Origin of the sequence: Pseudomonas sp. GD03875 (genome assembly GCF_029840585.1) — a bacterium.
GTDB lineage: Bacteria > Pseudomonadota > Gammaproteobacteria > Pseudomonadales > Pseudomonadaceae > Aquipseudomonas > Aquipseudomonas paralcaligenes.
Window position 1 is genome coordinate 19,875 of the sequence record NZ_JAOCCV010000046.1, and the last position, 11,547, is coordinate 31,421.

Here is an 11,547-nt window from a genome sequence, read left to right on the forward strand (position 1 = left end):
ATCCGAGCCATGCCTGTGATCGACGACGCCACTGTCCAAGCCACCCTGAGCGGCGCCCTGGACGCGGTGCAAGTGCATTTCGAGGAAGCCGTCGACTATGCGCGGCACAACGGCCTGCTGGCCGAACTGGCGCGCCAAAACGGCGAACTGGTACTGCGCCTCAAGCGGCCCAGTGATGGTGCGCCCTGCCATTACCGCATCGTCGCGCTGCCAGGCACCGCACAGGTGCTGCACGAGAAATCCTACGGCGCCGAGACCGAGCGCCTGGAGGCTGCGCCGGACTCGGTCAACCAGACCGTGGTGGAGACCGAGCTGGCCAGCTTCTTCATCCGCTCGGCGGCGCTGCCGTTGGACTACATTGCCCAGCGCCACCAGCCGGGTTTCATCTAGCGGTGGTGACTGCCGCAGAGTGCGCAGTGGGCACCGGGAGACCACGCATGCCCGGTGCGCACGGCGCACCCTACGCTGGCACGGCAGCCGATCTCGAAGAAAGGTTGAACCCATTCAGGACCCGGCGGGTCCGTTGTGCGATCCCGATAATGGCCATCCGCCAAATCGCTGGTACGCAGCGATCGGCGGGATGCTAGTGTTCCCGCCACCTAAGCCCCTGCGACAAGGAAATCCGCGATGTCCGTCTCCGTGCTTGCCGAGCTGCTCAAACAGAACGAACAGAACCTGCTGGAAAAATGGATGGCCGCCCAGCGCGTCGCCGGCATCCGCGTCGACCTGATCGACGAGAACACCGTGGAGGAGAACTCCCGGGAGCTGATCAAGGCCTTCATCATGGCCCTCGCCCAGGGCTCGGACAGTATCGAGGACCCGGCCTGGAAGCCGCTCAAGGCTCAACTCGAACGCCTGTCGGTGAGCCAGGCCCGCCAGGGCTTCAGCCCGTCCGAGACCGCCACCTTCGTGTTCTCCCTCAAGGAGCCGCTGTTCGACCTGATCCAGAACCAGGGCGAAAGGGCCATCGAACTGGTCTGGCTGCTCAGCAAGCTGATCGACAAGCTCGGCCTGTTCAGCCTCGAATACTTCATGGCCGGCCGCGAGCTGGTGATCCGCGAACAGCAGGAAAGCCTGCTGGAGCTGTCCACCCCCGTGGTCCAGCTGTGGGACGGCGTGCTGGCCGTGCCGCTGATCGGCGCGCTGGACAGCAACCGCACGCAGATCGTGATGGAAGCGCTGCTGGAGAAGATCGTCGAGACCGAGTCCGACATCGCCATCATCGACATCACCGGCGTGCCGACCGTGGACACCATGGTCGCCCAGCACCTGCTCAAGACCATCACCGCCGCCAAGCTGATGGGCGCCAAGTGCATCATCAGCGGCATCCGCCCGCAGATCGCCGCCACCATCGTCCACCTCGGCGTGGAACTGGGCGACGTGGTGACCAAGGCCTCCCTGGTCGACGCCTTCAAGCTGGCCCTCAAGGAGCTGAACGTCCGCATGACCCGCGTGGAAAAGACGCGCTGAGGAGCCCGCCATGGTAGATCGCATTCCGATTCTCAAGATGGGCAGGTACCTGCTGCTGAGCATCCAGGTGGACATGCACGACCAGCTGGCCATGGACCTGCAGGAAGACCTCACCGAGCAGATCGTGCGGCACAAGGCCAAGGGCGTGCTGATCGACATCTCCTCGCTGGAGATCGTCGACTCCTTCATCGGCCGCATGCTGTCCCACATCGCCAACGTGTCGAGGATCCTCGACGCCAAGGTCATCGTCGTCGGCATGCAGCCCGCGGTGGCCATCACCCTGGTCGAGCTGGGGCTGTCGCTGGATGGCATCGCCACCGCACTGAACATCGAAAAAGGCATGCGCTGGCTGGAAAACAGTGTCAGCGAGGACGATATCGCCGGGGAGCCCGAGAGTGACGAAGACACAGACGCTCCCACTGAAACAGGAAACTGACATCGTCCTCATCCGCCAGCAGGTGCGCAAGGCGGCCGAGGAGGCCCGCCTGGGCCTGGTCTCGCAGACCAAGATCGTCACCGCGGCCAGCGAGATCGCGCGTAACGCGCTGATCTACGGCGGCGGCGGCGAGTGCCTGCTCGAAACCACCCAGCGCGGCGGGCGCACCGCGCTGCGCCTGGTCATCTCCGACCAGGGCCCCGGCATCGCCGACATCGAACGCGCGCTGGTCGACGGCTACACCTCGGGCAGCGGCCTGGGGCTGGGCCTCAGCGGCTCGCGGCGGCTGGTGGACGAATTCTCCATCGAGAGCCAGCCCGGCCTCGGCACGACGGTGGAACTGTGGAAGTGGAAATGATCGAGCGGCCCCTCCAGTTCGCCCATGCGGTGACCCACGAGGCGCACGCGGACGCCGTGCGCCGCGCCGTGGTCCGCCATGCCGGCCAGCTGTGCGACGACGAGGCGCTGAGCGGCCGCGTCGCCGTGGTGGTGCAGGAGATGGCGCGCAACCTGGTGCTGCACGCCAATGGCGGCGAAATGTTCCATTACCAGGACGACGAGCGCCTGGAACTGCTGGCGGTCGACCGCGGCCCCGGCATGGCCGACGTCGCCCGCTGCCTCACCGACAGCTATTCCACCACCGGCACTCTGGGCGCCGGCCTGGGCGCCATCAGCCGGCTGTCCGACCGTTTCGACATCTACTCCCAGCCGGGCCAGGGCACGGTGGTGTTCGCCCAGTTCCGCTTCCGCCCGGCGCCGGCGCCACTGCTGTCGGCGGGCCTGTGCACACCCTACCCGGGCGAAGAGGTCAGCGGCGATGCCTGGGCGGTCAGGGACAACCGCGTGCTGGTGTGCGACGGCCTCGGCCACGGCCACGCCGCCTACGCGGCCAGCGGCAAGGCGCGCCAGCTGTTTCTCCAGCACGACCCGGCGCTGCCGCTGGAAAACCTGCTCGAACGCCTGCACCGGGCACTGGCCTCGACCCGCGGCGGCGCCGTGGCCCTGGCCGAGATACTGCCGGAGCAGGCCCAGGTGCGCTTCTGCGGCATGGGCAACATCGCCGGTGTGCTGCACGACGGCCGCAGCCGCAGCATGGTCTCCGGCAACGGCACGGTGGGCTACCGGATCGGCCGCATCCAGAGCTTCAGCTATCCCTGGTCGCCGGACACGCTGATGATGCTGGCGTCCGACGGCATCAATACCCGCCACGACCTGTCCGCCTACCCCGGCCTGGCCAGGCGGCATCCGGCGGTGATCGCCGCGGTGATCCACCGCGACTTCAGGCGCCATAACGACGACGCGACGGTGGTGGTGATGAAGCATGCATGACACACGGCGTATCGCCACCCTGCACATCCGCGAGGAAACCGACGTGGTCGCCTGCCGGCAGAGCGCCAAGCGCATCGCCGGCTGGCTCGAACTGCCCCAGCTGGAACAGATCCGCTTCGCCACCGCCGTGTCGGAACTGGCGCGCAACGTGTTCCAGTACGCGGGCCAGGGCACCTTCCATTTCGACCTGGCGGAAAACGCCGCCGGCCAGCTCGCCGGCCTCTGCTTCGAGGCCGTGGACCAGGGCCCGGGCATCGCCGCGATAGAGCGTATCCTCGACGGCAGCTATGTCTCGCCCACCGGCATGGGCATCGGCCTGCGCGGCGCCCAGCGGCTGATGGACGACTTCGACATCGAGACCTCGACCAGGGGCACCCGCATCCGCGCGCGCAAGCTGATCCACCCGCCCCGCCCCTTCCCCACGCCGTCGCGGATCGGCGCGATCCGCGACCAGTTGCAGGATGAAGGCGCGGCCGACCCCTACATCGAGCTACAGGTACGCGGCACCGAACTGATGCTGACCGCCGCCGAGCTGCAGACCAAGCAGCAGGAGCTGGAAGCTACCAACCAGGAGCTGGAGAACACCAACAAGGGCGTGGTGGCGCTCTATTCCGAGCTGGAGAAGGCCACCGAGGAAGTGCGCGAGGCGAGCGAATCGAAGAGCCGCTTCTTCGCCAACATGACCCACGAGATCCGCACGCCGATCAACATCGTCGAGAACATCAGCAAGCTGCTGCTCAAGGGTATCGACGGCCCGCTCAATCCCGAGCAGTACAAGCAGGTGTCGTTCATCAGCGACGCGGCCTCCGAGCTGTCCGACCTGGTCAACGAGCTGCTCGACATCTCCGAGGCCGAGTCCGGGCGCATCGAGATCACGCCGGTACGCTTCACCCTCGGTGATTTCGTCGAGCAGCTGCGCCAGTTCGTCGGTGCGCTGTCCCAGCGCTTCCCGGCGCTGGACTGGGAAGTGGCCGGCGCGCCGCATGACGTGGAGCTGGAGACCGACCGTCACCGGCTGTTCCAGATCATGCGCAACCTGATCGGCAATGCCTTCAAGTACACCCCGTCCGGCCGGGTCTGCGTGCGCGCCTACCTGCCGGACGAGGACAGCGTCGAGTTCCTGGTGGAAGACACCGGCATCGGCATCGCCCCGGAGAACCACGCCCGGGTGTTCGAGGAATTCCTCCGTGTGCGCAACCCGAGTCGCACCCAGATCCAGGGCACCGGCCTCGGTCTGCCCCTGGCGCGGCGCCTGGCCGCGCTGCTGCATGGCGAGATCAGCCTGAACAGCGAGCTGGGCCAGGGCAGCCGCTTCCTGCTGCGGGTCGACCGCCGCCACGGCAGCGTCGACGGCGAACCGGCCACGCTCGACCTCGAGGGCATCAACATCCTGCTGATCGACGACAGCGAAGCCGACCGCTACCTGCTCTCGCGCCTGCTGCAGCCCTACCACCCGGTGATCATCGAGGCCGTCACGGCGGCGTCGAGCATCGACAAGCTGCACGCCATCCGCCCGGACATCATCTTCCTCGACCTCGACCTGCCGGACATCGCCGGCGAGGACCTGCTGGAGAGCATGGACTGGAGCATGCACGCGCGGGTGCTGGTCAATACCGCCAAGGCGCTCGACGACACCATGCTGGAGCGCCTCGGCCGCCAGTGCCGGGCTATCCTGCACAAGTCCCGTCCCGATTACCCGGAGCAGGTCCTGCACCATGTGCGGCGCCTGGCGGAGGAGCAACGCGATGCGTACTAGACGAGTCCTCATCGTCGACGACATGGAAGCCAACCGCTACGTGCTGCGCAAGATCCTCGCCAGCGAGTCGAACTTCCAGATCCTCGAGGCCGGCACCGGCGCCGCGGGCCTGGCGCTGATGGTCGAGGGTGTCGACCTGGTGATCCTCGACATCAACCTGCCGGACATGACCGGCTTCGAGCTGATCCAGCGGGCCGAACAGGCCCTCGGCCCGGCACGCCTGCCGGCGATCATCAACATCTCTGCCACCTTCATCAGCGGCAAGGACAAGGCCACCGGCCTCAACACCGGCGCCCGTGCCTACCTGACCCACCCGATCAACCCGGAAGAGGTCATGGCCACCATCACCAGCCTGCTCAAGAGCAACACCCGGCTGGAGCGGGTCGAGCGCCAGCGCAACTGGGCCGAGGCGCGCAACGAGCAGTTGGGCAAGGAAAAGATCATGCTCGAGCGCTTCATGCGCTCGTTCAGCCACGACCTGCGCTCGCCGCTGGCCGCGGCGGTGATGGCCACCGGCCTGATGCAGCGCAACCCGGCGCGGCGCACCGAGCAGCTGCTGGACGTGCTGCAGGAGAACCTCAAGCGCATCGACGAGATGGTGGCCAACTTGCTGGACATCTCCCACGTCAGCGTCGGCGGCGGCATCAAGCTCAGCGGCGAGCCGCTGGAGCTGCCCGCCCTGCTGCGCGATGCCACGGCCAACCTGGCGCTGCAGGTGGAGAACCCGCTGCAGCTGCGCATCGACGAGGACTCGGGCACGGTGGAGTGGGACCGGGCGGCCTTCCTGCGGATTCTCGACAACCTGGTGGGCAACGCCGCCAAGCACGGCGTCGAGGGCGAACCGATCCACATCGAGCAGCGCCGCGAGGGCGACTGGGTGCGGCTGGTGGTCAGCAACCGGGGAGCGTTCCCCGAGGAAGTGCTGAGCAACCTCGCCACGCCCTACTTCATCTCCAGCCGCAGCGACACCAAGGGCTGGGGCCTGGGCCTGCCGATCGTCAAGGCGCTCATCGAAAGCTTCGGCGGCCAGGTGCGCTTCGGCAATGCCGACGGCATGGCCCAGGTCGAGCTGCAGTTGCCGGTGTCGATCAGGTAGTAGCCCCGGCGCGGCATCGAACGACGGTGCGCACGGCGCACCCTACAGGACGGCGTAGGGTGCGCCATGCGCACCGCAACCATCATCGAAAGAATGCCGCTCAGCGCGGCATCGCGCCCCAGATGTCACGGGCGTACTCGCGGATGGTGCGGTCCGACGAGAACCAGCCCATGCGCGCGGTATTGAGCACCGCCGCCCGCCACCAGCGCGCCGGCGAGCGCCACAGTTCGTCGACCCGGCGCTGGGCCAGCCAGTAGTCGTCGAAGTCCGGGCAGACCATGAAGCGGTCGTCATAGACCAGCGCGTCCACCAGCCCTACGTAGCGGGCCGGGTCGTCGGGCGAGAAGACGCCGGCGCGGATTGCCTCCAGGGCCGCTTCCAGGCGTGGCGACGAGGCGATCACCGAGGCCATGTTCAGTTCGCCAGCGCGCTTGCGCTCCTCGACCTGCTGGGCGGTCATGCCGAAGATGAACATATTCTCGCCGCCGACCCGCTCGCGCATCTCCACGTTGGCGCCATCCAGGGTGCCGATGGTCAGGGCGCCATTGAGGCCGAACTTCATGTTGCTGGTGCCCGAGGCCTCCAGCCCGGCGGTGGAGATCTGCTCCGACAGGTCGGCCGCCGGAATGATGGTCTCGGCCAGGCTGACGTTGTAGTTGGGGATGAACACCACCTTGAGCCGGCCGCGCACCGTCGGGTCGTCGTTGACCACCCGGCTGATGTCGTTGGCCAGCTTGATGATCAGCTTGGCCTGGTGGTAGCTGGCCGCGGCCTTGCCGGCGAAGATCTTCACCCGCGGCGTCCATTCGGTAGCCGGGTCGTTGCGGATGGCCTGGTACAGGGCCACCGTGTGCAGCAGGTTGAGCAGCTGGCGCTTGTATTCGTGGATGCGCTTGACCTGCACGTCGAACAGCGCGCTGGTGTCGAGCACCACGCCCAGGCGTTCCTGCACCAGGGCGGCCAGCGCCGCCTTGTTGTGCTGGCGCAGTTCGGCGAAGCGCCGGTGCATGGCCTTCTTGTCCGCGTGGGCCTCCAGTTCCTGCAGCACCTGTTCGGGCGAATCGAGCACCTCGGCGCCCAGGGTCTCCACCAGCAGGCCGGTCAGACCCGGGTTCACCTGGAACAGCCAGCGGCGGAAGGTCACGCCGTTGGTCTTGTTGTTGATCCGCGTCGGGTACAGGCCGTGCAGGTCGCGGAACACTGTCTTGCGCATCAGTTCGGTGTGCAGCGCGGAGACACCGTTGACGCTGTGCGCGCCGAGGAACGCCAGGTTGCCCATGCGCACCCGGCGGCCATGGTCCTCCTCGATCAGCGAGACCGAGCGCAGCAGGGCGAAGTCGTGGATGTCCTGGGCCCGCAGCGAGTCGATGTGGTAGGCGTTGATCAGGTAGATGATCTGCATGTGCCGCGGCAGCAGGCGCTCCATCAGCGACACCGGCCAGGATTCCAGGGCCTCCGGCAACAAGGTGTGGTTGGTGTAGGACAGGGTCGCCACCGTGGCCTGCCAGGCGTCGTACCAGGGCAGCTGGTGCACGTCGACCAGCAGGCGCATCAGCTCGGCCACGGCGATGGCCGGGTGGGTGTCATTGAGCTGGATCGCCGCGTGCCGCGGCAGGCTGGCGACGTCGCCCTGCTCGCGCAGGTGGCGCTGCAGCAGGTCCTGCAGCGAGGCGGAGACGAAGAAGTATTCCTGGCGCAGGCGCAGCTCCTGGCCGGCCTCGGTGCTGTCCGCCGGATAGAGCACGCGGGAGATACTCTCGGCGCGCACCACGTCCTCGACGGCGCCGAGATGGTCGCCGGCATTGAAGCGCTCCAGGTGCAGGTCTTCCTCGGCACGGGAACGCCACAGGCGCAGGCTGTTCACCGCCGAGCGGCGCCAGCCGACCACCGGGGTGTCGTAGGCGATGGCACGGATGGTCTCCATCGGCTGCCAGACCTGTCGCGGCACGTCGCCGTCGTCGACCTGGCTCAGCACGCTGCCACCGAAGCCGACGCTGTAGGCGATCTCCGGGCGCTCGAATTCCCAGGGGTTGCCGAAGTCCAGCCAGCTCTCGGTCTGCTCCAGCTGGAAGCCGTCGGCGATCACCTGGCGGAACAGGCCGTGCTCGTAGCGGATGCCGTAGCCGTGGGCGGCCAGGCCGAGGGTCGCCATGCTCTCCATGAAGCACGCCGCCAGGCGGCCGAGGCCACCGTTGCCGAGCGCCGCGTCGGGCTCGACCTGGCGAATGCGCTCCAGGTCCACACCCAGCTCGGCCAGGGCCTCGCGGGCGGTTTCCAGCAGGCCCAGGTTGCTCAGGTTGTCGATCAGCAGGCGGCCGATCAGAAATTCCAGGGAGAGGTAGTAGACGCGCTTCTGGGCACGCCGGTCGAGTTCGACCGAGGCCTCTTCCCAGCGGTCGATGACGTGGTCGCGCGCGGCCAGCGCCACCGCCTCGAACCAATCATGGTCGTAGGCGTTGCTCGGGTCCTTGCCTACCGCGTACTTGAGCTTGGCCAGGATGCTCTGCCGGAAGCCGGCGACATCCGCCTCCGCCGCGCGCTCTTGCTCGGCCATCGCCACCTCCTCAGGCACTGCGGCGCAGCGATTCCCGGGCCACTTCCGCCACTTGCGTCAGGATCGGCACCGGCTGCAGCGGGCGGGCCACGCCTTCTCGCAGGCTGTCCAGCAGGTCGTGGCCGAGCAGGGTCAGGTTGCGGCCGATCAGGCACGGCTCGCCGTCCCACGGCTCGTCCAGTTCGCACTCCACCAGGCCGGCCTGATCGAGCAGGTGCAGGTGGTACTTGACCGACGCCAGGTCATGGCCGGCGAAGGCCTCCGGGATGTAGTAGCGACCCTGCTCGCGGCTCTCGATTTCCAGCATCAATGCCTTGATCAGCTCCCAATCTCGTTTCATTACAACGTCCCTCCTGCGGGCTACGAGCGTGTAGTGGCTCCAACTCAGATACAGGCCGCGCCCGGCCGCGCTTAGTTCCCCTTTTCTCACTCGGGTATCGGCTCGGGTATCGGGCGGGGAGAAAGTCTGAACTTCCGCCTCCGCGGCCGGTTCGGAAACCATAGGTTCCGAAAAACGCACTGGAGGCCGTTCATGATCGCCAGGATCGCTGTCTTGCTGGTCGGCAGCCTGTTCGGCTCGCTGGCCATGGCCGAGGGTTGCCACGTTCTCACCCGCTCCGCCAGCCCTGGGGTGGAGGCGGTGGAGACCGAGAGCTGCTACGAGTTCAAGGGCATGCCCGACGGCTCGATCAACTGGTCGTGCAGCAACGAGAGCCAGGAAACCCTGGGCACCCAGAAAGAGAAGGTGGCTCGCTGCGAGGCCGACTACGACGCCAGCTGCACTGCCGCCATGACTCAGGAGACCCTGGCCAACCATAAATCGTCCAGCGCCAACCCGCCGGCCAACGAGCCGAACGTGCCGGACGCAGCCCAGGTGGTGACCTACTTCTACGGCCTGGAGGATCGCACCCAGGCCCGCAGCGACTGCGAACGGGGCGGCGGCAAATGGCAGGACCGCTGAAGCCCAGGGAGGGCGTGGTACTGCTGCCCGGCGACTGCGGCGTGAGCCGGCACGAGCTGGCGGTGCACCACATCCTCGGACGCAAGATCGCCGCCCTGCTCGGCACCCGTTTCCTCGGTGAATTCGACCCGGCCCGCCACGGCCAGGGCCGTTTCTATTTCATCCCCGGCGAGGCGCTGACCGTCGCCGAGGCCCGCCAGCGCGACATCCACGGGCCGGAGGATTTCTTCGGCGGCATGGTGGAGCGGCCGTTCATGGCGACCAAGGCCATCACCCACCCGCTGCCCGAGCATGCGCGGCGGGTGCCGGAGGGCTGGTCCCAGGCGTTCTCCGAGGAAGTGGCCAACGCCATCCTTGGCGGCGTCACCGTGTTCGATCTGGCCGACGCCCAACTGGCCGGCGAGCGCCTGCTGGAGCGCGGCACGATCCGCCTCAAGCCGGTGCTGGCCAAGGCCGGCCGCGGCCAGCAGGTGATCCGCGACCGCCAGGCGCTGGCCGAGCACCTGGCCGCGCAGAACGCCGAGGAAGTCGCCGAGTGGGGCCTGGTGCTGGAAGAGAACCTGAACCAGGTGGTCACCTTCAGCGTCGGCCAGGTGCAGGTCGGCGACCAGCTCGCCAGCTACTACGGCAGCCAGCGGCTGACCCGCGACAACCTCGGCGAGGAGGTCTACGGCGGCTCCGACCTGACCGTGGTGCGTGGCGACTACGCCGAGCTGATGCGCCTGGACATGCCGGAGACGATCCGCCTGGCGGTGTCCCAGGCCCAGGTCTACGAGCGCGCCGCCTTCGCCGCCTTCGGCCTCAGCGCCTCGCGGCGCAACTACGACGTGGCCCAGGGCGTCGACGACCGGGGCGACCCGCGCTCCGGCGTGCTGGAGCAGTCCTGGCGCGTCGGCGGCGCCAGCGCGGCGGAAATCTTCGCCCTGGAAGCCTTCGCCGGCGACCCGCGGCTGGGCTGCGTGCGCGCCTCGACCTACGAGTGCTACGGCGAGAACCAGCCGCCCGACGACGCGCTGCCCCTGTACGAGGGCGACGAGCCGGAAATCGGTCGGATCAGCAAGTACGTCAAGGTGGAGCCCCATGCCGTCCCTTAGCGAACAAGTGGAGATCCGGGTGGACGACGATGTGATCGCGGGCACCATGGTCTCGCCGCAGACCAAGGTGCCCGGCGTGCTCTTCGTGCATGGCTGGGGCGGCAGCCAGCAGCGCGACCTGGCGCGGGCCAAGGGCATCGCCGGGCTGGGCTGCGTGTGCCTGACCTTCGACATGCGCGGCCACGAGCTGACCCAGTCACGCAAGCAGAGCGTGACCCGCGAGCAGAACCTGGCCGACCTGGTCGCCGCCTACGACCGCCTGGCCAGCCACCCGGCCACGGACACCGGGGCCATCGCCGTGATCGGCACCAGCTACGGCGGCTACCTGTCGGCGATCCTCAGCACCCTGCGGCCGGTGAAGTGGCTGGCGCTGCGGGTGCCGGCGCTGTACTGGGACGACGAGTGGGAATCACCCAAGCAGATGCTCGACCGCGAGAAGCTGGCCGAGTACCGCCGCACCTTCGTCCCGCCCCAGGGCAATCGCGCCCTGTCGGCCTGCTCCGAGTTCAAGGGGGACGTGCTGCTGGTGGAGTCCGAGCACGACGACTACGTTCCGCACACCACCCTGATGAGCTACCGCGCCGCCTTCGTCAAGGCGCACTCGCTGACCCACCGCATCGTCGACGGCGCCGACCACTCCCTGCGCAACGACAGCGACCAGCGCGCCTATACCTCGATCCTCACCAGCTGGATCAGCGAGATGGTCATTGGCGCCCGGGTGGGCGACTACCCGCATCATCTGGCTATCTATTCCTGAGCGGCGCGCCCTACACGATCTTCTCACCTCGACGCCGCGAGGCTGTACGCATGGTTTGGGAATATCGTCATTGCCGCGCAGGCGGCAATCCAGA

Annotated in this window: 12 protein-coding genes; 10 read left to right on the plus strand and 2 right to left on the minus strand. The window is 67.7% G+C overall.

Annotated elements, in window-relative coordinates:
* Nucleotides 1-9 precede the first annotated feature (9 nt).
* The 7 genes from N5D30_RS24520 to N5D30_RS24550 all read left to right on the plus strand — a co-directional run bounded on the left by N5D30_RS24520 (nt 10) and on the right by N5D30_RS24550 (nt 6,087).
* A complete protein-coding gene (locus N5D30_RS24520) occupies nt 10-390 on the plus strand; it encodes a hypothetical protein (protein WP_279911080.1) in 381 nt (126 codons plus the stop codon).
* A gap of 237 nt (nt 391-627) precedes the next feature.
* Nucleotides 628-1,470 (plus strand): STAS domain-containing protein, encoded by an 843-nt coding sequence (locus tag N5D30_RS24525; RefSeq protein ID WP_279911081.1) that lies wholly within the window; start codon nt 628-630, stop codon nt 1,468-1,470.
* Between the two features lie 10 nt (nt 1,471-1,480).
* The gene (locus N5D30_RS24530; RefSeq protein ID WP_220815118.1) at nt 1,481-1,906 is read left to right on the plus strand and encodes an STAS domain-containing protein; all 426 of its coding nucleotides are present in this window, start codon (nt 1,481-1,483) and stop codon (nt 1,904-1,906) included.
* Complete coding sequence (locus N5D30_RS24535; protein WP_279911082.1) at nt 1,866-2,264, plus strand: ATP-binding protein; 399 nt, start codon at nt 1,866-1,868, stop codon at nt 2,262-2,264. The genes N5D30_RS24530 and N5D30_RS24535 overlap by 41 nt, the downstream gene beginning before the upstream one ends.
* Nucleotides 2,261-3,235: a SpoIIE family protein phosphatase gene (locus N5D30_RS24540; RefSeq protein ID WP_279911083.1), complete on the plus strand. Its 975-nt coding sequence runs from the start codon at nt 2,261-2,263 to the stop codon at nt 3,233-3,235. The genes N5D30_RS24535 and N5D30_RS24540 overlap by 4 nt, the downstream gene beginning before the upstream one ends.
* The gene (locus N5D30_RS24545; RefSeq protein ID WP_279911084.1) at nt 3,228-4,991 is read left to right on the plus strand and encodes an ATP-binding protein; all 1,764 of its coding nucleotides are present in this window, start codon (nt 3,228-3,230) and stop codon (nt 4,989-4,991) included. Before N5D30_RS24540 ends, N5D30_RS24545 begins: the two co-directional genes overlap by 8 nt.
* A complete protein-coding gene (locus N5D30_RS24550) occupies nt 4,981-6,087 on the plus strand; it encodes a response regulator (RefSeq protein WP_279911085.1) in 1,107 nt (368 codons plus the stop codon). Before N5D30_RS24545 ends, N5D30_RS24550 begins: the two co-directional genes overlap by 11 nt.
* Before the next feature lie 100 nt (nt 6,088-6,187).
* On the opposite strand, the gene N5D30_RS24555 is transcribed toward N5D30_RS24550, so the two are convergent.
* A complete protein-coding gene (locus N5D30_RS24555) occupies nt 6,188-8,641 on the minus strand; it encodes a glycogen/starch/alpha-glucan phosphorylase (RefSeq protein ID WP_279902386.1) in 2,454 nt (817 codons plus the stop codon).
* A gap of 10 nt (nt 8,642-8,651) precedes the next feature.
* Nucleotides 8,652-8,981, minus strand: a complete 330-nt coding sequence (locus N5D30_RS24560; RefSeq protein WP_220814057.1) for a DUF2513 domain-containing protein — start codon at nt 8,979-8,981, stop codon at nt 8,652-8,654.
* A 192-nt stretch (nt 8,982-9,173) separates the two neighbouring features.
* Here N5D30_RS24560 and N5D30_RS24565 point away from each other — a divergent pair, with 192 nt between their 5' ends.
* Genes N5D30_RS24565 through N5D30_RS24575 form a run of 3 tightly spaced genes read left to right on the plus strand, consistent with a single transcriptional unit; the run spans nt 9,174 to nt 11,453 of the window.
* Entirely contained in the window at nt 9,174-9,602 is a 429-nt protein-coding gene (locus N5D30_RS24565) for a hypothetical protein (RefSeq protein WP_279911086.1), read from the plus strand.
* Complete coding sequence (locus N5D30_RS24570; RefSeq protein ID WP_279911087.1) at nt 9,587-10,696, plus strand: DUF3182 family protein; 1,110 nt, start codon at nt 9,587-9,589, stop codon at nt 10,694-10,696. Before N5D30_RS24565 ends, N5D30_RS24570 begins: the two co-directional genes overlap by 16 nt.
* Nucleotides 10,683-11,453, plus strand: coding sequence for an alpha/beta fold hydrolase (locus tag N5D30_RS24575; protein WP_220814055.1), 771 nt, complete (start codon nt 10,683-10,685; stop codon nt 11,451-11,453). The genes N5D30_RS24570 and N5D30_RS24575 overlap by 14 nt, the downstream gene beginning before the upstream one ends.
* Nucleotides 11,454-11,547: the final 94 nt, after the last annotated feature.